This is a genomic window from Marinobacter changyiensis (genome assembly GCF_009193265.1).
In the GTDB taxonomy this organism is placed as follows: Bacteria; Pseudomonadota; Gammaproteobacteria; order Pseudomonadales; family Oleiphilaceae; genus Marinobacter; species Marinobacter changyiensis.
In genome coordinates this window covers 24,724-47,573 of the sequence record NZ_VZZZ01000005.1, presented here as the reverse complement: position 1 = coordinate 47,573, position 22,850 = coordinate 24,724, and the positions used below count along the sequence as shown (strand labels likewise).

The following is a 22,850-nucleotide window of genomic DNA, read 5'->3' as shown; positions in this document are numbered from 1 at the left end:
CATTTAAATCCAGATCCCCTGGGGAGAATTCGATGTTTCCGGAGTTCGGACAGTTTTCGCTGATACTTTCGCTGCTGCTGGCCATCCTGCTGGCGACCGTGCCGCTGGCAGGCTCGCTCGCCGGGCGTGCCAGCCTGCAGGCTTTTGCGCGTCCGCTGGCGGCGGGGCAGTTTGTGTTTGTTGCCATCGCCTTTGGGGTGCTGACCTATGCCTTTATGGTGGATGACTTCTCGGTGGCCTATGTGGCCAACAACAGTAACAGTCTGCTGCCCTGGTATTTCAAGTTCAGTGCAGTATGGGGGGCCCATGAAGGCTCCTTGTTGCTCTGGATGCTGATCCTCGCGGGCTGGACGCTGGCCGTCGCAATATTCAGCCGGCGCCTGCCAGCCGTAATGACTTCCCAGGTGTTGTCGGTGATGGGCATGGTCAGCGTCGGTTTCCTGCTGTTTCTCTTGATGACGTCCAACCCCTTTGACCGCATTCTCCCCAACGTGCCAACCAATGGCGCGGACCTGAACCCGCTGTTGCAGGACTTCGGGCTGATCGTGCACCCGCCCATGCTCTATATGGGCTACGTCGGTTTCTCTGTGGCGTTCGCCTTTGCTATCGCGGCCTTGATCAACGGCCGCCTGGATGCTGCCTGGGCGCGCTGGTCACGGCCGTGGACCACGGTTGCCTGGGCTTTTCTCTCGGTTGGCATCGCGCTTGGCAGCTGGTGGGCCTATTACGAGCTTGGCTGGGGCGGTTGGTGGTTCTGGGACCCGGTCGAAAATGCGTCCTTGCTGCCATGGCTTGCAGGCACGGCACTGATGCACTCATTGGCGGTGACCGAGAAGCGGGGGGTGTTCAAGAGCTGGACGGTGTTATTGGCTATCCTGACTTTCTCGCTCAGCCTGTTGGGCGCTTTTCTTGTGCGCTCGGGCGTCCTGACGTCCGTGCATGCGTTCGCCTCTGACCCCACCCGGGGCCAGTTTCTGCTGGCTCTGCTGGCTATAACCATAGTGTCCAGCCTTACACTTTATGCGTTCCGCGCGCCGGTGGTGCACAGTCGAATTCGCTATGGCTCCGCCTCCCGTGAAATATTCCTGTTGCTGAATAATGTGCTTTTGATGGCCGCCATGCTGCTGGTGCTGGTGGGCACGCTGTATCCGTTGATTCTGGATTATCTCGACATGGGGCGTCTGTCCATTGGTGAGCCTTTTTACAACCTGACCTTCTCGCCGGTGGCGATTGCGGTTGGCCTGTTATTGGGTGCCGGTATCTTCTCCCGCTGGAAGAAAACCGATGGTGGCTGGCTCGCCCGAAAACTGCTCTGGCCAGCGGCCGTAAGTCTGATTGTCGCGGTGCTGGTACCGCTGTGGATGGGCAAATTTGAACCCTGGGCCTTTGCCGGCTGCTTCTCTGCGGCCTGGATCGTGTCGGCAACTGCCCGTGACCTGTTGGACAAATCCGCTTCCCGGCAGGGCCGCTGGCATGGTCTTCGTCGTCAGTCACGGAGCTACTACGGCATGGTCCTCGGGCACCTCGGGCTGGCATTGACCATGGCCGGTGCAACGGTCGTATCCAATTACGGGGTCGAGCGCGACGTGCGGATGTCACCGGGAGACACCGTCAGCATCGAGAATATCGACTTTGCGTTTGTACAGATCGGTGAGCGCCAGGGCGCCAATTTCAGGGCCGAAACCGCCCAGGTCGATATTTCCCGTGATGGCCGCAAAATTGCCACCTTGTATCCTGAGAAGCGCCAATACACTGTTCAGAGAAGCGTGATGACAGAAGCTGGTATCGACGCCGGGCTGGCCAGAGACCTGTTTGTTGCACTCGGCGAGCAGGTGGGTGACAACGCCTGGGCGATGCGGATTCAGTACAAACCACTGATTAGGTGGATCTGGCTGGGGTCCCTGTTTATGGCAGCGGGGGGCATACTGGCCATCGCTGACCGGAGATATCGCATCAGGGAAAAAGTTCCGGTAAAACCGGCAGCGCTCCCGGACCGGGAACCTGACGCCGGCAGAGCGGTTCCTGAGGCCATGTCATGAAACGGCTGTTTCTGTTTATCCCGGTTATGCTGGCGATTACGCTGGGCGTGGTGATGTACGCGGGTATTGGCAAAGACCCGATGCACCTCGAATCAGCCCTTATCGGGAAACCGGTGCCCGCGTTCGAGCTTGCCCAACTGGAAAACCCGGATGTGATGCTCCGGAAGGACATCTTCAATGGCCAGGTGTCGCTGCTGAATGTCTGGGGCACCTGGTGTCCTGCCTGTCGGGATGAGCACCCCGACCTGGTCTGGCTGGCGGAAGAAAAAGGCGTCCCTATTGTCGGCCTCAACTACAAGGACAATCGGGATCAGGCGCTGCAATGGCTTCAGAGCCTTGGTGATCCTTACACCGTCAATCTGTTTGATCCTTCAGGGTCCCTCGGGTTTGATCTGGGGGTTTACGGTGCCCCGGAGACCTACGTGGTGGACGCCGAGGGCATCGTGCGCTACCGGCACGTCGGTGTTGTGAACGAGAAAGTCTGGTATGAGACTCTTGAACCGCTCATTCGCAAATACAGCCGGGAGGGTTGATCAACATGCTACGTCTGCTGACACTCGCACTGCTGTTGACCGGTTCGCTGCTCGCTCAGGCTGCAACGAATGATCTGTACCCGCTGGATTCAGAGGCGGATCGGGAACGTTTCCGTAACCTCACCAAAGAGTTGCGGTGCCCGAAATGCCAGAACCAGAACATTGCTGACTCCAATGCGCCCATTGCCGAGGACATGAAGGACGAAGTTTATCGAATGGTGCGGGAAGGCGCCACAGAGGAGGAGGTGTTTGAGGCCCTGGTCGGGCGCTTCGGAGAGTTTGTACGCTACCGTCCGCAACTGGAGCCCCGCACGGTGATGCTGTGGGCTACCCCTGCCATCGTTGTCTTTGGTGGCGTGCTGATGGTTATTGGTGTTGTCGTCCGCTCCCGCCGCAACACCGAGGGTGCTTCGTCCCTGAGTGATGAGCAGCGGCGGCGCGCAGAGAAAATACTTCAAACCGACGAGCCTGATACCACCGGTGGTTCCGGAACAGGAACCTGATGGTTCCTGCCGGGGCTCTCGCCCGGGTAAGTTCTACCAAACGACATTTACTTCACTGACGACGGGATCGCCGTGTTATGACGACCACCTTCTGGCTTGCTGCGACCGCATTGATGGGTCTGGCCCTGGCTTTTGTTCTGTTCCCCCTGTTTTTCAGCCGGCCCCGGGAGCGTGCTGAAACGGACCTGCGGAATCAGAACCTGCTGGCCTACAGAGGCCGTATGGCCGAACTGGAGGCAGAGCACAAGGCAGGCATTCTGGACGATGAAAACTATCGCCAACTGCGGGACGAGCTTGCAGGCAGTCTGCTGGACGATGTGTCTGAAGAGCCCGTGGCCCCCCCCACCGTAAAAGCGGATTCCCGGCGCACCGGTGCCTGGGTCATCGCCCTGGGCAGCGTGGTTTTGATACCGGCACTGGCCGTGTTTCTCTACCAGCACTGGGGCGCGATGGACGATGTTGAACAGTGGGTAGCTATGAAGGATCTGGCATCCGGCGATGACAGGACGGGACAACTGAATCAGCTCACCACACAGCTGCGGGAACGTCTGGAAGCGAGCCCCGAGAACCCGGAGGGCTGGGCGATGCTGGCCCGGACTTACATGAGCCTGGAGCGTTACCCGGATGCTGCCTGGGCCTTTGAAAGGCTGGCAGAGCAGATGTCGGAGTCGCCGGGGCAAGCCGCCACCGCGCTGGGACTGGCCGCCCAGGCCCGCTTTTTCGAGAGTAAAGGTGACATGAATGCCACTGTGACCGCCGCCATTGAGGCCGCCCGTGCGCTCAACCCGGATGAAGTTAATGCTCTCGGTTTATTGGGTATTCATGCCTTCGATCAGGAGCAGTTTGAACAGGCCATTGGTTACTGGGAGCGCATTGCAGAGGTAGCCCCGAACCATCCGCAACTGCCTTCCCTCCGGCAGGGTATCGAACAGGCCTACCAGCGGCTTGGCCGGGCCGCCCCCGCCGTCGGTGAGGCAGAGGCGGTATCGGAGCGGGGTGTGACGGTGCGCATCGAACTCAGTCCGGCGTTTGACGGCCAGGTGCCGGCCGATACCACGTTGTTCATATATGCCCGCCGACCCGGCGAGCGGTCGGCACCGCTTGCGGTCGCCCGTCGCACCGCCGGTGAGCTGCCCCTGGAGCTGCGGTTAACCGATGCGTTGTCCATGGCGCCGTCGGCAAAAATCTCCGACGCCGAGGAAGTGGTCATTGCCGCCCGGCTTTCAACCGGTGGCACCGCTATGCCACGTCCGGGCGATTGGCAAGGTGTTCTGGAGGTACCCGTGGCAGTAACCGACGTACCTGATGGTCAGCCCATTGAGCTGGTGATTGACCAGCAACTGCGCTAACGGACACCGGGGTTCAGACCGTCGGGATAAAATGGTGGCAGGTCCCCGTCACCTTCATCTTTTGCGGCTGCGTTTTTCCTGAGTTGGCGAAGACGCGCCACGAGTTCACGGCCATCCCAGGGAGAGGATTCGTTGCGCGCTTGTTTGGCACCGAACAAGCGGCTTTCCAGTCGATTAATCTGGGCTTTCAGTTCCGGGTCACCCGCCTTGCGCAGAGCCTCGGAGGCACTGCCGAACACTTCGCCGGGATATCTTGCCGACATCCAGCGCGGCAACAGGTCCAGAGTAGCTGCCTGGCCTTTGTCAGCAGCGTGAACCAAGGCCTCAAACAGGTCTTTTTCCGCTCCGGCAAAGGGATTCTGGGTACCACTCTTGTCGGCGGCTACCCGCTTACGCTGTTGCCGCCAGAGCAGCAACGTAATAATCCAACCCGCTGCCAGCAGGGCTGTCACCCAGGGCCAGTAACGACTTTGATTTTGGTCCGGGTAATCTTGCGGTGGTGTGGTGGCTTCGGCCTCCACAGGCTCGGACTGGACCGACGATGGCGCGGCTGTAACACTGCCGTCTACCGGTAATACCGTGAGGGTGTGGGCGGGAATAACCGCAATCCGTTCGCGGTCTGCCTCGGTGTCCCACCAGGGCACGCGCACTTCCGGTATGGTGAAGGTGCCGGCTTGCACGCCCACCAGCGCAGTGGTTTGGGTCAGGGACCCGATAAGCGTCTCATTGCTGACGGCGGTTTCAGTTACCGGTTGTTCGGGATAGCTGCGCAAGCCGTCTGGTATGCCCGGTGTGAGGGGCGGCAGCGCACTCGCTGGCAGCCCCTCCGCGGTCAGTGCGATGGTTCGGGTCATGCTCTGGCCAATGCTGACCTCGGTGATGTTATCCAGCCCGCGTTCGTCCAGCGTGAGCTCCCGGGCGGGCAGCCAGACATTGCCACTGAACCGGGTGGGTGGTGCCTTGACCGGAACTTCAAAAAGCTGGGCACTGTCACGGAGAAATACCATCTGGCCGCGGGTGCTTCGGGTTTGGCCTTCAAACCGTATCGGGTCGATAGACAACGCTCCCGGGCTTTGGGGGTAGATGGCGTAACGGCGTTCAACGACCCGATAGCGCTGACCGTCGCGGAAGCGGCTGTAATCGGTTTGTTTGCCCAGGGATTCGATGATCGCATCGGGATGCTCCGGCTCCGTAAGGTCGCCGCGAATCAGGTTGCCTGTGTAAAACAGTTTGACGGTCAGGACCAGTTGCTCCTGCACGTAGACCTGGTCCTTGTCAGCGGCCAGTTCGATAAAGGCGTCCCGGGACTCACCTGCCTCATCGCGGGCGCTGCCGGCCTCGACGGTGATGGTAATCGGCTCAGAGCGGGCCGCGTTGAAACTCAGCTCCGGAATGGTCAGTGAACCGGTACGACGGGGTGCCAGTTGGTAGATCCAGGTAATCTCGGCCTGGGTTTCCCCGTTGACGGTGCGCACGCTGTATTTCTGAGTTTTCCCGAGGATCTTGAAGTCGATTTCCAGCCTTTTGATGTCCTGTGCCGGTAACTCCAGGCTGCCGGGATTGAGCAGGGTGTCGAGATTGATAGACAGCTCCATTTCACCCACAACGGTAAGGTTGAAGGCTTCGTTCTCATGCAGGCTTATGCGGTCCGGTTCCACCCGCAAGGTCTGCTGTGCCATCGCTTGCGTGGCAAGGATCGACAGCAGCGCTAGAACCGTTATGAGTCGGGCTACCATGGGGTATCACTCTCGCTGGGTTGAGTTTCGCGTTCACGGTATTGCTGAAGAAACTTGCGCCTTAGCAATCCACCCGGATCATCCGGAATTCGCCTGAGCCAGCGTTCCTGACCCTGGGACAGGGGTGATGTCTCCAGCTCCGGAAGGGCTGGGGTCTGGTTTGCGGACCGGTCCTGCCCGGTTTCGCTTCCGGCAGCGGATGGGGGGTCAGTAGACTCCTGTTCCCGGGGTCTGGCTGCTGCCTCGCTCTCGGCCTGACTTTCGACCTGACCTTCGACCTGACCTGCGCCCTCACTTTCACCCTCGTCTGGCTGGCTTTCGCCGCCCTGTTCACGCTGGTCAGACTCACTGTCTTCGCCCGGGAGTTGTTGGCCGTCTGACGGGCTTTGGCCCCCTGGCTCCTGTGACGGGTTTTGCTGGTTGCTTTCAGCGCTTTCTCCGTCGCTGTTTTCACCCCCTGATTGCTGATTGTTCTGCTGCTGTTCCTGCTGTTGATCCAGCAACTGCTTCACAAGTTCGAGGTTATGGATGGCATCTTCGTGGCCCGGTTGTATCTGCAGGGTTTGCTCGTAGGCGGCAATGGCCGCTTCCAGATCGCCAGCCCGGGCCAGCGCATTGCCCCGGTTATAGGCCGCATCGGCCCCGGCGGATTCGCTGAAGCTACTGGCGGCGGATTCGTAGTCACCGGCGCGATACTGCGCGCTGCCTCGCCAGTCAGGGCGATCAAGTTGTTCAGCCGCGCGCTGGGGGTCTTCTGCAATCAGCGCTTCGCCTCGTTGATCCGGGCGGGACCAGAGATCGTCCCAGCCCAATGCCATGGCCGGGCTAGGAACCATGGGTGCCACCAGCAGCAATACCACCAGTAAAGCTCCCCGTCGCCAGCAGATCAGAAGCAGAGGCAGCGCCAGCCAGAGCAGCCAATAGCCGTCGTCCTGCCAGCGGCTGACAGTAAGCTCCCGGTCGCTGTCCTGCCAGTCATCACTGTCTGCCGCACGAAGGTCCAGGGCCCTGAGGTCGCGGCTGTCGAAGGTCAGACGGTGGCTCTTGCCGCCGGTCCGCTCCGCCACCCAGGTAAGGGCTTCCGGGTCCGTCCGGGTGATCACCACCTCGCCGTTATCACGGATGAAACCGCGTTTTGGCAGTGGGATGGGTCCGCCTTCGGGGGTGCCGACCGCAAGGGTGCTGAGGCTGAAGTTGCTGTCCATCAATGTGTCGCGTATGGCGTACTGATGTTCAGCCCGCACATCGTCACTGATTAGCAAAATCCGCCCGGCGCCGGGTGCGCCCTGGTCCAGCAAGGATTTGGCCAATGTAATCCCAAGGTCAGGGCGGTTGCCCGCGGCCGGCATAATAAGAGGGTCCAACACCCCGAGCAAGCCCAGTACGGTGTCGGTGTCATCGGTCAACGGCGTCACAACATGAGCATCCGCTGCGTAGACCACCAGCCCGGTAAAGGCGCCCTCCCGCTCTTTAAGCAGGTCCCGGATCTTACGTTTGGCGAGCGTCAGGCGATCAGGCTCGACGTCGGTTGCCAGCATGGACAGCGAGAGATCGAGCACGATAACCAGGCTGTCATTCTGCTGCTGCAAGGGCGTTGGCGCCTCTCGCCAGGCCGGCCCCGCCAGGATAACCGCCATCAGGGCAAGCGCCAGGGAAAGCATCACCAGAGGCGATTTACCCGACTCCTTCAAGGCACCGGTTTGGCTGATCAGCGGTCGGAGAAGTGTCTCTGGCATAACTTTCAGCCAGCCGTTCTGTCCTTGCCGGGCGTGCCGGGCAATCAACGGAAGCAGTGGTATGGCGAACAGTAGCAATAGCCAGACTGGGCGGAGAAAGTGGAACTCAGACACGGACCACCTCCTTGCGACCATTAGCTCTCAGGCGAAGCAGCTGCAACATCGCCCACAGGGCCACCGCTGACCCCACAGGCCACACATATAGCTCCCGCACGGGCCGGTAACGCTGGCCCTCCAGTTCAATGGTTTCCAGTTGGTTGATGCTTTCGTAAATCATTTCCAGTTCCGGCAGGCTGCGGGCCCGGAAAAAACGCCCACCGGTCTGTTCGGCGATCCGGGTGAGCAGCGCTTCGTCCAGATCCCGGGACGGGTTGATCCGGCGTGACCCCAGTAAGCCGCCCTGCACCATGGATTCAGCACCAATGCCGATGGTGTAAAAGCGGACTCCGGCGGCTTTGGCAATTTCAGTGGCTTTGTCCGGTGTGACTTCCCCGGCGGTGTTGGCGCCATCGGTTAGCAGGATGACTACCCGTTGTTCCTGGGGCCGGTCGCGCAGACGTTTCACTGCCAGGCCCATGGCATCACCGATGGCCGTCGCCCGTCCGGCCATGCCGATGCCCGCTTCCTCAAGCAGTGTCTGAATAGTTTTATGATCGAACGACAGCGGTGCCTGAATGTAGGGTTGGCTGCCGAACAGCAGTAGCCCCAGGCGGTCGCCGGAGCGCTGATCGATAAAGTCCGAGACCACTCGTTTCACCGCTTGCAGACGATTGATACTGCGGCCGTTAAGGACCATGTCCTGCTCATCCATGCTGGGGGAAATATCGACCGCCAGCAACAGATCACGACCGGTGACAGGTACATTGACCGCCTCTCCAACATGTTGTGGACGCGCCAGGGCTACCACCAGCAACAGCCAGGCAATGGTCAAAAGCAGTGTTTGCCAACGGGGCACAGCGCTGCCGGACTTGCTCACTCCGGGCAGGTCCTGAAGCCAGTGTCCGATCGGTATGACAGGCGCCTCAACCCGGGCGCTGATCCGGCGTTTTAACCCGATCAGGAGCGGCAGCAAAGCAAGCAGCAGGAGCCAGGGATAAGCAAGGTTCAGCATCGTTGCGCCTCAAGCCAGCGCCGTGCTGCACCAAGGGCCTGGCATGGGTCACCGCCCGGATCCGGGCGCCAGCAACTCTCAACCAGCGACCGAAACAGCGCCTGATCCTCGGTGGCCTGTCCGGGTGAGGTTTCCGTCAGGAAACGGACCCAGGCTTCTCCGGACAGGCTCTCTGGTCGCTGCTGCGGAAACTTTACCCGGGCTGCCCGTTTCAGTAACCGGTTCAGTTCGTTAAACCATCCCGGGCCGCGCTGCTCCGCCGCCGCAAGGGTCGTCAATTCAGCAAGGGCGGTCTTTAGCCAGCGATTACGACGGCGTTTTTGGAGTATCGCCAGGGTTCCCCAGACAGTCAGCCCGATCACCAGCGCAAACACTATCCACCAGCCCGGTGCGGGCGGCCAGAAACCACCGGGTTCCGGCAGGTGAATATCCCGCAGTGCGCTGAGAGGGTCCTGTTCCATATTGCTCATTCCGGTTATCCGATCCGGCCGCGCGGGCCGAGGATCAGTCTTAAACTTTGGGCCGGGTCGTCCGCGGTACTGACCACCTGATCAAGCACCCCTGCCATTCTGAAGCATCGCTCAACGGATTGTTCGTGGGCCCTTACCCGAGCCTGGAATGCCTCCTGAAACCGGCGATCGGCACCATTGAACCATACCGGGCCATCTGGCCCCGCCACTGCAAATTGACCGCTGGCGGGTAGCTTTTGTTCCAGTGGATCGACAATTCTCAGAGTGCTGACACTGTTGTGTCGGGTAAGGGCCCCCAATAATCGGGAGGTTTCATCGGTCAGCGCCAGGAAGTCACTGAGAACAAAGATCCGGCTGCCGGTATGGGCGACCCGGCGAGCTTCCTGCATTGCTATATCAAGGTTATGGGAGCGCTCCCTCTGTAAGCTCGCGCGGGTTTGGGGCGAGTGCTGAAACCGCGCGAGGGCATCGAGCAGTTGCAGGACCGCTTTCTTGCGCCGGGCGGGCCGCTGCACCAGGAAACCTTGTTCCGAGAATACAATACCACCCACCTGATCTCCCGCGGCCAGCGCCAGCCAGGCGAGAATGCCTGCCAGTTGGGCACAGCGTACCTGCTTGTAGGCACCCTGACTGCCGAAGAACAGCGTCGGTCCGAGATCACAGATCAACAGCACCGGCCGTTCGCGCTCTTCTTCATAAAGTTTCGTGTGGGGGCTCTGGCGCCGGGCGGTAACGCGCCAGTCGATACTCCGGATGTCGTCGCCGGGCTGGTACAGTCGCACCTCGGCAAACGCCATGCCCCGGCCACGTTGGGGTGATCGTTGCAGACCAGCCTGGCGGGTGCGCACAGGCCGGGCGCCGGGCAGGCGCAGTGCCCGGGCGTCGGCCTGCAAACGGATCAACCCGGGCAGTCCGATCTGGATTGCAGTGTCATCGGTTTCCATCATGGGTTCAAGGTCAGTCTCAAGCGGACACCGGCACGCAATCGATCAGCCGTTGGATGATCGCATCCGGTGTCATGCCTTCGGCTTCCGCTTCGAAGGTCAGCAGTAACCGGTGCCGAAGCACGTCAAAAGCAATGGCCCGAACATCGTCTGGGCTGACAAAATCGCGGCCGTCGAGCCAGGCCATGGCTCTGGCACAGCGATCCAGTGCAATAGTACCACGGGGGCTGGCGCCGAAAGCCATCCAGCGGCCCAGTTCCGGGTCCAGTTTGCCAGCATCACGGCTGGCTAACACCAGTGCCAGTAAATACTCCTCGACTGGTTCTGCCATATAGATTTCGCTAATCGCCTGGCGGGCTTCGAACACTTGCGCTGCGGTGACTTTGATGGCGATTTCGGGCTGGCCCTGCCGGTAATCGTTCCGCGCCAGATGAAGAATGTCACGCTCCGCGCCGGCAGAAGGGTAGTCGATGGTCACGTGCATCAGAAAGCGGTCAAGCTGGGCTTCTGGTAACGGGTAAGTGCCTTCCTGCTCGATCGGATTCTGGGTAGCCATCACCATGAACAACCGGTCAAGGGGGAAGGTTCGCATGCCTACACTGACCTGGCGTTCGCCCATGGCTTCGAGCAGGGCGGACTGAACTTTGGCCGGCGCCCGGTTGATTTCATCCGCCAACACCAGGTTATGGAAAATCGGGCCTTTCTGGAAATCGAACTGACCGGTTTCCGGGCGGTAGATCTCGCTGCCGGTAACGTCGGAAGGTAACAGGTCGGGCGTAAACTGGATGCGGTGAAAGTCGCCTTCCAGGTGGTCTGCCAGGGCTTTGACGGCGGTGGTTTTTGCAAGGCCCGGAGCACCCTCCACCAACAGGTGGCCATCGGCCAATAAGGTAATCAGCAAACGCTCAACCAGTTTTTCCTGACCAATTATCCGTTTCGCTAACTGAGCTTTTAGTTCACCAAACGTATGCTGTAGGGACATTGGCAGATACTGCTCCTGAACTGGGGCTGTTGTAAGTAATTACCGGCCCAGTTTTTGTGTCAGAGGGACAAAAATCAAGGGTTTGACTATGCTGGTGTGATAGTAACTGCGTTTAGCGCGACCGATGTAACTTAAAGAAAGACTCAAAGGGCCTGCGGTGACCGGAACAATGTCCCAACCCGCCTTTTTTATTACGATTATTTCACACAGATAGAGGGTGTCTATGAATGCGCTGACAGTGTCCAGCAAGGACCAGTTTTTCGAACAGCTGGCGGAAGCGTTTGGCCAGAAGATCGAAAAAACCGAAGCTAAAAAAATCAGCGATTTTGCGGTTCAGCATTTTACCCATCTTCCGTTGGATGAGCTTCTGAGTCGTCGCTTTTCCGATGTCTACGGTTCGGCACTGGCCGCCTGGCAGTTTATACAGAAACGCCGGGCGGAGGAGACCCCGGTCTCCGTGTTCAATGCCGATCTGGAAAGTGACGGCTGGCAATCGACGCACTCCGTGATATTCATTCTGCATCCGGACATACCGTTCCTGATCGATTCTATCCGCATTGCCATTAACCAGATGGAGATTGGTACTCACACAATTCACCACTCCATCCTGCCGATCGAGCGGGACCGCTCCGGCAAATTGAAAAAACTTTACGCCAGTAATAGCAAGTCCTCCAAGGCGTCGCCGGAAGCGTTGATTGTGATGGAAATCGACCGTCACAGTGACGACAAAGATCTCAAACATCTGGAGGAAGTGCTGCAGGAAGTACTCCATGAAGTCCGGATAGCGGTGGCGGATTTCCCCGTTATGAAGGGCAAAGCAGAAGAAATTGTCAACGAACTCACTGAGTCCAAGGCTAATATCAGTGAAGCAGATGTCGCCGAGGCACTCAAGTTCGTGGGCTGGCTTCAGGAAGATAACTTTACCTTTCTGGGGTACGACGAATACAATTTCGTAAAAACCAAGCAGGGCATACTGGTACAGCGGGTTGCCGGCTCCGAGCTCGGCATTCTCCGGGTGAACAACGAGCGGCCTGACAAGGTCCGGCTGAATGAGCTGCCGCAGCGCACGCGGCAGGAAATGACCCGCACTGATGAAGTGTTCATTTTTGCCAAATCGGCCCAGCGGTCCCGGGTACACCGGCCGGCTTATCCGGACTACATCGCGGTCAAGAGGTTCAACGAAAGGGGCGAGGTGGTCGGTGAGCGGCGTTTCCTCGGTTTGTATACCGCCCGGGTTTACCATGAACATCCGGGTAAGATTCCGTTGTTGCGCAGAAAAGTGCGTTCGGTGCTCGAGCGTTCAGGCTTTATCGAAGACGATTATGCTGGCAAGGCTCTGGATCAGATTCTGGCAGTTTACCCCCGCGATGAATTGTTCCAGATCGATTCGGAGGAACTGCTCCGCACCGCCCTGGATATTCTCTACATCCAGGAACGGCGAAAAATCCGTCTCTTCATGCGAGAAGACGTCTATGGCGAGTTTGTGACTTGCCTGGCGTTTTTCCCCCGTGACATCTACAACACCGAACTGCGCCTGAAGGTAGAGCGGGTGTTGGTGAGCAGGCTGATGGCGGAAGATGTCGAGTTTGTGACGCACTTTTCCGAGTCCGTACTGGCCCGGGTGCAGTTCACCATCCGCGTGCCTCAAGCCGAAAATCGCCAACTACCGGTTTCTGAGATTCAGGAACAGATCATCGAGCTGGCGCAATCCTGGCGCGACGGCCTGGAAGAAGCCCTGCACGAAAGCTTTGGCGAAGAGCGGGGCAACGATATTTTACGGCTGTACGAAACTGCATTTCCGGCCAGCTATAAGGAAATATTCTCACCCCGGCTTGCTGCAATTGATCTTCATCACATCATTGAGGTAGCGCGCTCGGGCCGGCTCGCCATGAGCTTTTATCGGGCCCTGGAGGAAGATGAAAACACACTTCACTTCAAGTTATTCCACCCGGACGAGCAGTTGCCGTTATCCGATGTGATGCCGATTTTCGATAAGCTCGGTTTTCGTGTCATCGGCGAGCACCCGTTTGAAGTCAAAGACCGGAACGGTAAAACGGTCTGGATTCATGATTTCTCGCTTCAGGCCGCCAGTGGCAAAATTATTGACATCCACCGTCTCAAGCCCATCTTTGAGGAACTGTTCCAGCGGGTCTGGTATGGCGAGGCCGAGAACGACAGTTTCAACCGGCTGGTGCTGGCCTCCTATCTGAGCTGGCGTCAGATTGCTGTGCTGCGGACTTATGCCCGGTACATGCGGCAGATCCGCATTTCCAACAGCCAGACGTTTATTTCCAATACCCTGGTCAACCATGTGGCGCTGGCGCATTTGCTGCTCGATTTTTTCGAAGCCCGTTTCAATCCGACCCGCGCAAAGAGTGAGGGCAAAAGCAGGGCAGCCCAGCAAAAGCTTGAAATCGAGTTCAATGCCGGCCTGGATGCCGTTGAAAATCTCAGCGAAGACCGGGTTCTGCGGCTTTATCTGGAACTTATGCAGGCGACCCTGCGGACCAACTACCACCAGCCTGATGTGAACGGGGATGCGAAACCCTACATCAGTCTGAAGTTCGATCCGGCCCGTATCCCAGAAATGCCGCTTCCGAAACCGATGTTTGAAATATTTGTGTATTCTCCACGGGTGGAGGGTGTGCACCTGCGAGGCGGCAGGGTTGCCCGGGGTGGTCTGCGGTGGTCAGACCGGTTCGAGGATTACCGCACGGAGATCCTGGGCCTCGTCAAGGCCCAACAGGTCAAGAATGCGGTGATTGTGCCGGTGGGTGCAAAGGGTGGTTTTGTTGCCAAGCGACTACCGGACGGCTCTGATCGGGAGGCTTTCCAGAAGGAGGGTATTGCTGCCTATAAAACCTTTATCTGCGGTTTGCTGGATATTACCGATAATCTGGTGGAAGGCCTGATCAAGCCGCCGGAAAATGTGGTTCGTCACGACGATGACGATCATTACCTGGTGGTGGCTGCCGACAAGGGCACCGCGACTTTCTCCGACATAGCCAACGGATTATCCGCCGAGTACGGCTTCTGGATGGGGGATGCCTTCGCCTCCGGGGGCAGCAATGGGTATGACCATAAAAAGATGGGGATCACCGCAAAAGGTGCCTGGGTGTCGGTGGAACGGCACTTCCGGGAGCTGGGCATTAACCCGGCGAAGGATGAGTTCTCGGTGATTGGCGTCGGGGATATGGCCGGCGACGTGTTCGGAAATGGCTTGTTGCGCTCGGCTAAAGCGCGCCTGGTGGCGGTATTCAACCACCTGCATATTTTCATCGATCCGACACCTGACCCGGCTAAAAGTTTTGCCGAGCGGCAGCGGCTGTTTGATTTACCGCGCTCTTCCTGGTCGGACTATAACGCTGATCTGATCTCAGCCGGTGGTGGCGTTTTCAGCCGCAGTGCCAAGTCGATTCCTGTCAGTGCGGAGATGAAAAAACTGTTGGGCATCAAATCGGACAGGGTGCCGCCCAATATGCTGATTTCCCATATCCTCAAGACCCAGGCGGACCTGATGTGGTTCGGGGGCATCGGAACCTACGTCAAGGCCGCCAGCGAATCTCATGCCGATGTGGGGGACAAGACCAATGACGGCTTACGCATAGATGGCAAGGACCTGCGCTGCAAAGTGCTGGGTGAGGGTGCGAACCTCGGGATTACCCAGCTGGGTCGCATCGAATATGCCCTGGCGGGTGGTCGCCTGAATACCGACTTCATCGACAATGCCGGCGGGGTCGATTGCTCTGATCACGAAGTCAATATGAAAATCCTGCTCAACCGGGTGGTCGCCTCCGGGGACCTTACCGAGAAGCAGCGCAATATTATGCTGGAGGAAATGACGGACGAGGTTTCCGAGCTGGTGCTCAAGAACAATTACCGTCAGACCCAGGCGATCAGCATAGCCAGTGTGGACACAGCCACTCGCATTGAAGAGTACCGCCGTCTGATGAATACCTTCGAAAGCGAGGGCAAGCTCAATCGGCAACTGGAGTTCCTGCCCGATGAGGAAATTCTGGCCGAGCGTAAACTGAAGAAACAGGGCCTCACCCGGCCGGAATTGTCGGTATTGATCTCATACGTCAAAGGCGATCTCAAGCAAGTATTGATCGAAAGCGATTTACCTGACGATCCGAGCCTTGCGGGTGAAATCCATAAGGTATTCCCCGACGCTCTGAACAAGAAGTTTACAGCGGAGTTGAATAATCATCAGCTGCGGCGTGAAATCATTGCGACCCAGGTGGCTAACGATCTCGTTAACCACATGGGAATTACCTTCGTTGAGCGCCTGTCCCAGTCTACCGGGGCCTCGTCCGCAGCCATTGCCCTGGCCTGGATCATCGCGCGGGAGGTGTTCCGGCTTGATGTCTGGTGGGACAAGATTGAAGCACTTGACTACAAGGTGCCGGCTCAGCTGCAAATACAGTTAATGAATGATTTGATGAGGCTGATACGCAGGGCCGTGCGATGGTTGTTGCGCAATCGCCGCAGTGAACTCAACGTTCAATCCCACATGGAGCGCTTTGTGGACAGTATCGGCCGCATCACCGCTAATCTTCCAGACTATCTGGGCGCTCAGGCAGAAGCGGAGTGGCAGAAGAACTACGATGAAATGCGCGAGAAAAACGTGCCGGATGATTTGGCCGCCGTTGTCAGCGGAACCTCACACCTCTACTCGGCCTTGGGCATTATCGAGGCTCACGAATCCACAGGCATGCCGTTGAAGACGGTGGCAAACCTCTACTACACTCTGGGTGATCGGCTGGAACTCAACTGGTTTGCGACTGCCATTGCCAAGCTTACACCCTCCTCCCACTGGCAAGCATTGGCAAGGGAGAGCTTCCGGGAAGATCTCGACTGGCAACAGCGCGCCCTGACGACGGGGGTGCTAAAGCTTGCAGGGAGTCCGGGCGATGTGGGTGCCTGTGTCGAGAGCTGGATGGACCAGTACGAGCCAATGATTTTGCGCTGGAAATCCATGCTGTCTGAACTTCGTGGGGTTCGCGCGCCGGAATACGCCATGTTCTCGGTAGCACTCCGTGAGCTTTTGGACCTGGCTCAGACCACGTTATATAACCCGTTGATTCCGTCAGAGACCGCAATGCCCTGATCGGTGTCCCAGCGGCGATTGCGCCCTCCCGGATATCAGGCATCGGGCGGGCGATTTTCTTTCAAACCGGTATAATCATCCCGGTATTTGTGGTCTGGGATTAACGTCAGGGATCTGTTTATGCGAGTACTGAAGCAACTGCTTGAGAACAATGAAAATTGGGCCGCGGGAATCAAGAAGCAGGACCCCGAGTTCTTCAGGCGTCTGTCCAATCAACAAGCTCCGGAATATCTGTGGATTGGCTGTGCCGATAGCCGGGTGCCCGCCAACCAGATTGTTGATTTGTTGCCCGGTGAATTGTTTGTCCACCGCAACGTCGCCAATGTTGTTGTCCACACCGATTTCAACTGCTTGTCGGTGCTGCAATTTGCGGTGGATGTGCTCAAGGTCAAACACATCATGGTGGTTGGCCATTACGGCTGTGGCGGCGTCAAGGCTGCCCTGACGAACAGTGGCTTTGGCCTGATCAGTAACTGGCTGCGTCATGTGCAGGATGTGCGGGACAAGTACGCCAGTGTGTTAGACGCGCTGCCCTCTGACGCTGACAGGATCGACCGTCTGTGTGAGTTGAATGTTGTTGAGCAGGTTGGCCATGTGTGCCAGAACTCCATCGTTCAGGAGGCCTGGGCGAGGGGGCAATCCCTGTCGGTTCATGGTTGGGTGTATGACGTGGCTGATGGTCTGCTGCGTGATTTCGGCCTCTGTATTACCAGTGACGCCGAACGCCTGCCGATTCAGGAAGCCAGTGTCGCCGAGTTGATTGAACGGCCGGTGCGTACCGGTCGGGTTAAAGGTTAGCGCCAGCGGATGTCGACATTAAGCAACGCATACGAGGCGCTACTCCGTAACCGCCATCTCGTCACCGGTCGTCCGGTGTTGGTGGGGATTCGCGATGCCAACCTGTTAAACCATTGGCCCGATGGCGGGCTGGCAATAACCGATCATTTCGGCGTGTTCGAACAGTTACAACAGGTAGCCAACTGGCAGAGTGTTTTTGGAACACCCGCAAACGGGCCTGTTTCTGATCCCTGCAATACTGCTGTGGTTTTCCTGCCCAAAGCCCGGGAAGAACTGACGTTCCGGTTGAGACTGGCAGCATCACTGCTGAAGCCAGGGGGGCATTTGCTGCTCATTGGCGAAAAGCGGGAAGGCATTGCTGGTGCGGTTAAACAACTGAAGGCAATTGCGCCGGAGTCCGAAAAAATGGACAGTGCCCGGCATTGCCAGGTCTGGCTGGGCAAGCCCGACCAGGCTGACACTGACTTCGATGAGGCCGCCTGGGTTAGCTGGCACACGGTGGACTCTGCTGGCATTTCGTTGGAGGTAGCTGGCCTGCCCGGCATTTTCAGTGATGGCCGGCTGGATGAGGGCACGGCGTTATTGCTGGCGTCGCTGGATACTGTCGCCCCCAGGGGGCCGGTACTGGATTTTGCATGCGGGGCCGGTGTGATGGGAGCCTGGCTGCAGAAACGTTGGGGCCTGGCGGTTGACGGTGTTGATGTGCAGGCGCAAGCGGTGACCTGCGCTGGTCTGACCTATGACAGGGCGAAGGTTTCCGGCGTAATCCTGCCATCTGACGGCCTCAATGGAGTGACTGGCCGCTATCAGACCATTATAACCAATCCACCCTTTCATTCCGGCGTCGCCACTGACACCTCAATGACGGAAGATTTTCTCAAACAGGCGGCGAAACATTTGAATCCGGGCGGCGAATTGCGTCTGGTGGCTAACGGCTTCCTGCCTTATCCTCGTCTGATCAAGCAGTACATCGGCAACTGTCGTGTACTCATGAAAACCCCCCGATTTTCTGTCTACAGCGCCAATCGTCACTGAATTGACCATTGCCTGTCACATCTCCGTCGTGATGGTTTTCTGAACAAAAAAAAAGCCCCTGGGGTCAGGGGCAAAGAACGTCATGCTACCAACCTGGGAAGCACAACCTGAAATCAATTCCTAGGCGAGTACAATAGAGTTAATTTCTAGAATAAACAGCCTAGAATGACGGCCTTCTTCATAAAACACTGATTCAACCGGTTGACTGATGTGATAACGAACGTAGTTGAACTGTCCGGGTCAGTTCTGAAACTGACCCGCCCGGGTGCTTCGGACCGCCAGCTCAAACCCTGGGATGCTGCGGACGAACAGTTGATCGAGACAGCAACCTCTGCCTTGAGCGACGGGCAGCGAGTGCTGGTGATCGATGACAATTTCGGGGCCCTGGCTCTGGCGCTCGGAGCATTCAGCCCGGATGTGTTGGCAGATAGCGCGCTGGCCCATGCCGCCATCGTCGATAACGCAGCGGTGAATCAACAATCACCGGTCAATCTGTTCAGTTGGCTGAACCCTCCGGAAGGCGTGTATGACCTGGCGATCATGCGTATTCCACGGCAATTGGCTTACCTGACTTACATCCTGCGCTGGCTCAGTACCGGTTTGAGCCCCCAGGGGATGCTTTTCGCCGGCGGTATGATCAAACATTTACCCGCCCGAAGTGTGGAAGTCTTCAATGAGCTGATGAATCCTGAGCAGGTGTATCCTGCCCGGAAAAAGTCACGAGTGGTGAGTTGTCGACCCGGTACCCGTGGCCTCGATGATTGGCCCGATCTTTGGCGCGGCTATACGTTGCCTGACAGTGACCTTGTCATAGAATCCTTGCCTGCAGTCTTCGCAAGGGACCACCTTGATATTGGCACCCGTTTGCTGCTGCCCCATGTCTATCAGATCACCGGAAACCTTCCGGGCAGGGCCCGGGTGCTTGATCTTGCCTGCGGTAACGGTGTGCTGGGTCTTGCGGCGCTGACCGCAAACCCGGCTCTGGATCTGACCTTTACCGATGTGTCCAGCCAGGCGGTTGCCAGCGTGGCCCGGCTGATTGAAGAAAATTCGTTCAGTGCTGACACGCAACTGCGTTTTGCGGACGGGATTCCGGCGGATGCGGGTCTGTTTGACCTGATTTTGTGCAACCCGCCGTTTCATGAAGGTGGCGTGGTCGGTGATCACATTGCTTTGCGGCTGTTTGACCAGGCGAGCTATCATCTGAAACCGGGGGGCAGGTTGCTGATTGTGGGGAACCGGCACCTGGGCTACCACCGCAGTCTGAGACGCTTTTTCCCCCTGGTGAACCAGCTTGATGCCAACCCTAAATTCGTGGTGCTCGCAGCGACGGCCGGTCAGGATTTCCGTCGGTCGTAACCCATACGGGCCAGAGTATCGACAATGGTCTGGGTCTGGCTGTCGATTTCAATGTTAATCCGGTCCCCGACTTTGAGGTCGGAAAACGTGGTAGCTCGCAGGGTTTCCGGAATCAGGTAAACGTTGAACGTGTCGTCGGTGACCTCCCCGATGGTGAGACTGGCCCCGTTGATGGCTATATAGCCCTTGGGAAAAATATAACGCATCCAGGAAGAGGGTACGCGGAAGTAAAGCACGCAATTGTTTTCCGGGCGCTCAATCGCATTCACTACCGCCGTGGTATGAATATGGCCTGAAAGCAGATGGCCGCCAATCTCGTCTCCGATACGGGCGGCCCGTTCGAAGTTGATCGCACTGCCGGCCTGCAAATCCCCCAGCGTCGTCAGGCGCAAGGTTTCCTGCATGGCATCAAAACTCAAGCAGTCGCCTTGCTGGCGGGTGACTGTCAGACAAGTACCGTTGAGTGCCACCGATGCACCAATGGTGATGTTATCCAGGTGTTCTGGCGGAAACTTCACGTGAAAAGTCGTCAGCCCGGGCCGGGACTCCAGTGACTCGACGTGGGCGATGCCCTGGACGATGCCTGTAAACATGCCTGCTCCTCGATTAGTGGCTTGAGATCAGACAGTGGCTTGAGATCAACTCAACAGTGGTCCGCCTGCAATCTGGTGGCCCCAGAATAAACCTCGCATCTGCCAGTGCCAAGCAGGTTAAACATCGGATTCAAGAAAACCCGGCAGCGGGCGATACACCAGTGTCCCGTCAGGCTAATTCGCAGTAGCTTAACGAATTAGCCAGACGGGGCACTAGCTAATAACAGGCGCCAAATACGATCGTTTTTGGCTTTTGGGTTACGGCACGCACTTGGATATACCATGGCGCAGGGCAACGACAGTCAGCTAAGGCCATCCGGGACTCTGGATAGGGAACCGGTGCTGCGTCCTGGCCGGCCGGCTGATCCGCTGCCTGTGCCTGAAGTTTCTGTCACCCCGACTGCGCCGGATGCTCATGAAGCCACTGCTGAGCCGGACAATCGAAATTCTGAAGACGCTGCACCAGTGGCCGATGTTATATCAGACACAGACATGGCAGAAGCCCGTCAGCGTCGCTTGCGTCGTCTGCTGAAACAATGCGAGCGGGTGCTGTTGCTGGATTTTTCCACGTTGTCGATGCAAGGCTGGCCAGATAACTTTGCTCTGGCCGGGGCTCGCCGCAAGCGGGACATCTGGTTATTCTGCGCCATCCTGGCAGCACTGGTTTTTTTAAGCGGTATGACGGGGTTTGTGCCAGCCTGGATTGCGGGCGGCGGGTTTGGAGTCTTTGTGCTGGTGGTCATTGCCGGCATTCCGACCGTGAGGCGGCTCTACGCCTCCAAACCTTCCTGTCTGGATCTACTGATGCTTCGCCAAAGCCTGATGAAAGATGCCCGTAAGCATGTGGCGCACCTCGAAGGTGAGGTAGGGTTGCTGTGGCAATGTGCCCAGATGGCCGAATTCAATCCAACACTCAAATCGATCCGGTTCAGCGGGCTGGTGCGACTGTCGGAGAAACGGATTCTTGCCCGCTCGCTGGTGAAACGGGAGCACATCCGGCTCTACCTGATTTATCTGCTGGAAGCGGAAAAGGCATATGACCGCCTGCAGCATGCTTACTTTGAAGGCCATCAAACCGCTATTGACCGTGGGTGGCAAACAGTTACCGCCGTCCCCGACGTACGGGAGTGAGACCTTACCACTGCTGGACCTGTAACCTTTGATGGGTTGCACATTGACGGAGTCTGCATTTTAATAGTGCATCTATCTGCGCCATTCTTGACAATGCTACCTGTCAAACGTATGTTTCAAACAACTGTTTGGCAATTTGGGTGGATGAGATGGCGCAATCCGATACGGTTGATCGTATTCTCGATGCGGCGGAAGTATTGTTCGCCGAACGGGGGTTTTCCGAGACGTCACTTCGCATGATCACCAGTAAAGCCGGTGTGAACCTGGCCGCCGTGAATTATCACTTCGGTTCCAAGAACGCCCTTATCCACGCGGTTTTTGCCCGTTTCCTGACCCCGTTTTCAGATACCTTAGAGCGGGCGTTCGATGATCTCGAGCAACGCTGCAATGGCAAGCCGCCTACCCTTGACCAGACTCTGCGAGCGCTGACGGAAAGCGCGGTGCGCATGCCCCAGCGAAATGACCGGGGTATCTCGATTTTCATGAGACTGCTGGGTCTGGCCTACACCCAGTCCCAGGGTCATCTGCGCAAATTTCTTGAGCAGGAATACAGTCAGCCGTTTGGTCGTTTCATGCGGTTGTTGAAGGAAGCGACGCCGCAACTCACGGCGGTGGACCGTTACTGGCGGATTCAGTTCATGCTGGGTGCCACCGCCTTCACCATGTCCAGCAGTGACGCCCTGCGGGATATTCTGCAAAACAAATTGGGCGTTGCAACCACCGTGCAGGAAATGGTTGCCCGTTTAGTGCCGTTTCTGGCGGCCGGTATGCAGGCCACTGACCCGATGCAACTGGCGGTCAGCAAACCCTCGGTTGCCTGACTCCCGCCGGTCGGTTACGCTCTTGTGCGCAAACCACAGGTAACGCAACGAGAGCTGCAGTCATGCTACCCGACGTCGACCATTTTCCCCGTATCGAAATAGACCTTTCATCGCAGATTCTGCAATTATATGACGCGCCCGATTCGGGGCCTCGTGTCTACCCGGTTTCGTCAGCACTGCAAGGCCCGGGTGAGCGTCAGGATTCCGGCTGCACCCCCAGGGGCAGGCACTACATCCGCGCCTGCATTGGTGCTGACCTGCCACCGGGCACTGTTTTTGTGGCGCGACGTCCCACCGGTGAGATCTATTCCGCCGATCTTGCCCGCAAGCATCCCCATCGTGACTGGATTCTGACACGCATACTCTGGTTGTGTGGTCGGGAATCCGGACGTAACCGCGGTGTGGGTGTCGACAGTTTTCGCCGTTTTATCTATATCCACGGAACCCCCGATACCGAGCCCATGGGGGAGCCAATGTCACACGGTTGTATTCGCATGCGAAATGCGGATGTGCTTGACCTGTTCGAGCGCGTGACCGCCGGCGTACCGGTGAATATCGTCACCAGCCAATTCGATGCTGCCTGACCAGCCAGTTTCCATA

Annotated in this window: 18 protein-coding genes; 11 read left to right on the top strand and 7 right to left on the bottom strand. The window is 57.9% G+C overall.

From position 1 onward, the window contains the following. Positions 1-32: 32 nt before the first annotated feature. From F6Y09_RS13650 to ccmI, 4 genes are all read left to right on the top strand, one after another. A complete protein-coding gene (locus tag F6Y09_RS13650) occupies positions 33-2,039 on the top strand; it encodes a heme lyase CcmF/NrfE family subunit (protein ID WP_152207498.1) in 2,007 nt (668 codons plus the stop codon). Continuing rightward, complete coding sequence (locus F6Y09_RS13645; RefSeq protein WP_152207497.1) at positions 2,036-2,572, top strand: DsbE family thiol:disulfide interchange protein; 537 nt, start codon at positions 2,036-2,038, stop codon at positions 2,570-2,572. The genes F6Y09_RS13650 and F6Y09_RS13645 overlap by 4 nt, the downstream gene beginning before the upstream one ends. Positions 2,573-2,577: 5 nt before the next feature. After that, positions 2,578-3,075, top strand: a complete 498-nt coding sequence (locus F6Y09_RS13640; protein WP_152207496.1) for a cytochrome c-type biogenesis protein — start codon at positions 2,578-2,580, stop codon at positions 3,073-3,075. A gap of 77 nt (positions 3,076-3,152) precedes the next feature. Further along, entirely contained in the window at positions 3,153-4,424 is a 1,272-nt protein-coding gene (ccmI, locus tag F6Y09_RS13635; RefSeq protein WP_152207495.1) for a c-type cytochrome biogenesis protein CcmI, read from the top strand. Here the strand turns inward: ccmI and F6Y09_RS13630 are convergent. From F6Y09_RS13630 to F6Y09_RS13605, 6 genes are read right to left on the bottom strand one after another with little or no spacing between them, the layout of a single operon-like run. Continuing rightward, positions 4,421-6,160 (bottom strand): BatD family protein, encoded by a 1,740-nt coding sequence (locus tag F6Y09_RS13630; RefSeq protein ID WP_152207494.1) that lies wholly within the window; start codon positions 6,158-6,160, stop codon positions 4,421-4,423. The two genes, ccmI and F6Y09_RS13630, sit on opposite strands and share 4 nt — an antisense overlap. Beyond that, entirely contained in the window at positions 6,154-8,010 is a 1,857-nt protein-coding gene (locus F6Y09_RS13625; protein WP_246180539.1) for a VWA domain-containing protein, read from the bottom strand. Before F6Y09_RS13625 ends, F6Y09_RS13630 begins: the two co-directional genes overlap by 7 nt. Beyond that, positions 8,003-9,007: a vWA domain-containing protein gene (locus tag F6Y09_RS13620; protein ID WP_152207492.1), complete on the bottom strand. Its 1,005-nt coding sequence runs from the start codon at positions 9,005-9,007 to the stop codon at positions 8,003-8,005. The genes F6Y09_RS13625 and F6Y09_RS13620 overlap by 8 nt, the downstream gene beginning before the upstream one ends. Then, complete coding sequence (locus F6Y09_RS13615; protein WP_246180538.1) at positions 9,001-9,477, bottom strand: DUF4381 domain-containing protein; 477 nt, start codon at positions 9,475-9,477, stop codon at positions 9,001-9,003. The genes F6Y09_RS13620 and F6Y09_RS13615 overlap by 7 nt, the downstream gene beginning before the upstream one ends. 5 nt (positions 9,478-9,482) lie before the next feature. After that, positions 9,483-10,424 carry a DUF58 domain-containing protein gene (locus F6Y09_RS13610; RefSeq protein WP_246180537.1) on the bottom strand — a complete coding sequence of 314 codons (942 nt, stop codon included), beginning with the start codon at positions 10,422-10,424 and terminating at the stop codon, positions 9,483-9,485. Positions 10,425-10,440: 16 nt separating this feature from the next. After that, positions 10,441-11,403: an AAA family ATPase gene (locus F6Y09_RS13605; protein WP_152207491.1), complete on the bottom strand. Its 963-nt coding sequence runs from the start codon at positions 11,401-11,403 to the stop codon at positions 10,441-10,443. 223 nt (positions 11,404-11,626) lie between these two features. Here F6Y09_RS13605 and F6Y09_RS13600 point away from each other — a divergent pair, with 223 nt between their 5' ends. The 4 genes from F6Y09_RS13600 to F6Y09_RS13585 all read left to right on the top strand — a co-directional run bounded on the left by F6Y09_RS13600 (position 11,627) and on the right by F6Y09_RS13585 (position 19,705). Further along, complete coding sequence (locus F6Y09_RS13600; protein ID WP_152207490.1) at positions 11,627-16,513, top strand: NAD-glutamate dehydrogenase; 4,887 nt, start codon at positions 11,627-11,629, stop codon at positions 16,511-16,513. A gap of 120 nt (positions 16,514-16,633) precedes the next feature. Beyond that, positions 16,634-17,311, top strand: coding sequence for a carbonate dehydratase (can, locus tag F6Y09_RS13595; RefSeq protein WP_152207489.1), 678 nt, complete (start codon positions 16,634-16,636; stop codon positions 17,309-17,311). Positions 17,312-17,320: 9 nt separating this feature from the next. Further along, on the top strand, positions 17,321-18,346 hold the full coding sequence (locus F6Y09_RS13590; RefSeq protein ID WP_152207488.1) for a methyltransferase: 1,026 nt from the start codon (positions 17,321-17,323) through the stop codon (positions 18,344-18,346). Between the two features lie 210 nt (positions 18,347-18,556). After that, positions 18,557-19,705: a class I SAM-dependent methyltransferase gene (locus F6Y09_RS13585; RefSeq protein WP_152207487.1), complete on the top strand. Its 1,149-nt coding sequence runs from the start codon at positions 18,557-18,559 to the stop codon at positions 19,703-19,705. Here F6Y09_RS13585 and F6Y09_RS13580 read toward each other — a convergent pair. After that, positions 19,684-20,298, bottom strand: a complete 615-nt coding sequence (locus tag F6Y09_RS13580; protein WP_152207486.1) for a riboflavin synthase subunit alpha — start codon at positions 20,296-20,298, stop codon at positions 19,684-19,686. The genes F6Y09_RS13585 and F6Y09_RS13580 overlap by 22 nt on opposite strands. 282 nt (positions 20,299-20,580) lie before the next feature. On the opposite strand from F6Y09_RS13580, the gene F6Y09_RS13575 reads away from it, so the two are divergent. The 3 genes from F6Y09_RS13575 (at position 20,581) to F6Y09_RS13565 (ending at position 22,834) form a co-directional block, all read left to right on the top strand. Next, positions 20,581-21,429: a hypothetical protein gene (locus tag F6Y09_RS13575; protein WP_152207485.1), complete on the top strand. Its 849-nt coding sequence runs from the start codon at positions 20,581-20,583 to the stop codon at positions 21,427-21,429. A 149-nt stretch (positions 21,430-21,578) separates the two neighbouring features. Beyond that, complete coding sequence (locus F6Y09_RS13570; RefSeq protein WP_152207484.1) at positions 21,579-22,250, top strand: TetR/AcrR family transcriptional regulator; 672 nt, start codon at positions 21,579-21,581, stop codon at positions 22,248-22,250. A gap of 62 nt (positions 22,251-22,312) precedes the next feature. After that, positions 22,313-22,834, top strand: a complete 522-nt coding sequence (locus F6Y09_RS13565) for a L,D-transpeptidase (protein ID WP_152207483.1) — start codon at positions 22,313-22,315, stop codon at positions 22,832-22,834. Positions 22,835-22,850: the final 16 nt, after the last annotated feature.

Excerpts from the sequence above, each read along its gene's own strand:
- F6Y09_RS13610 (WP_246180537.1), bottom strand. The coding sequence starts at position 10,424 with ATGATGGAAACCGATGACACTGCAATCCAGATCGGACTGCCCGGGTTG.
- F6Y09_RS13565 (WP_152207483.1), top strand. The coding sequence starts at position 22,313 with ATGCTACCCGACGTCGACCATTTTCCCCGTATCGAAATAGACCTTTCA.
- F6Y09_RS13575 (WP_152207485.1), top strand. The coding sequence starts at position 20,581 with ATGGCGCAGGGCAACGACAGTCAGCTAAGGCCATCCGGGACTCTGGAT.
- F6Y09_RS13640 (WP_152207496.1), top strand. The coding sequence starts at position 2,578 with ATGCTACGTCTGCTGACACTCGCACTGCTGTTGACCGGTTCGCTGCTC.
- F6Y09_RS13620 (WP_152207492.1), bottom strand. The coding sequence starts at position 9,007 with ATGCTGAACCTTGCTTATCCCTGGCTCCTGCTGCTTGCTTTGCTGCCG.
- F6Y09_RS13645 (WP_152207497.1), top strand. The coding sequence starts at position 2,036 with ATGAAACGGCTGTTTCTGTTTATCCCGGTTATGCTGGCGATTACGCTG.
- F6Y09_RS13630 (WP_152207494.1), bottom strand. The coding sequence starts at position 6,160 with ATGGTAGCCCGACTCATAACGGTTCTAGCGCTGCTGTCGATCCTTGCC.
- F6Y09_RS13615 (WP_246180538.1), bottom strand. The coding sequence starts at position 9,477 with ATGAGCAATATGGAACAGGACCCTCTCAGCGCACTGCGGGATATTCAC.
- F6Y09_RS13605 (WP_152207491.1), bottom strand. The coding sequence starts at position 11,403 with ATGTCCCTACAGCATACGTTTGGTGAACTAAAAGCTCAGTTAGCGAAA.
- ccmI (WP_152207495.1), top strand. The coding sequence starts at position 3,153 with ATGACGACCACCTTCTGGCTTGCTGCGACCGCATTGATGGGTCTGGCC.
- F6Y09_RS13590 (WP_152207488.1), top strand. The coding sequence starts at position 17,321 with ATGTCGACATTAAGCAACGCATACGAGGCGCTACTCCGTAACCGCCAT.
- F6Y09_RS13600 (WP_152207490.1), top strand. The coding sequence starts at position 11,627 with ATGAATGCGCTGACAGTGTCCAGCAAGGACCAGTTTTTCGAACAGCTG.
- can (WP_152207489.1), top strand. The coding sequence starts at position 16,634 with ATGCGAGTACTGAAGCAACTGCTTGAGAACAATGAAAATTGGGCCGCG.
- F6Y09_RS13650 (WP_152207498.1), top strand. The coding sequence starts at position 33 with ATGTTTCCGGAGTTCGGACAGTTTTCGCTGATACTTTCGCTGCTGCTG.
- F6Y09_RS13580 (WP_152207486.1), bottom strand. The coding sequence starts at position 20,298 with ATGTTTACAGGCATCGTCCAGGGCATCGCCCACGTCGAGTCACTGGAG.
- F6Y09_RS13570 (WP_152207484.1), top strand. The coding sequence starts at position 21,579 with ATGGCGCAATCCGATACGGTTGATCGTATTCTCGATGCGGCGGAAGTA.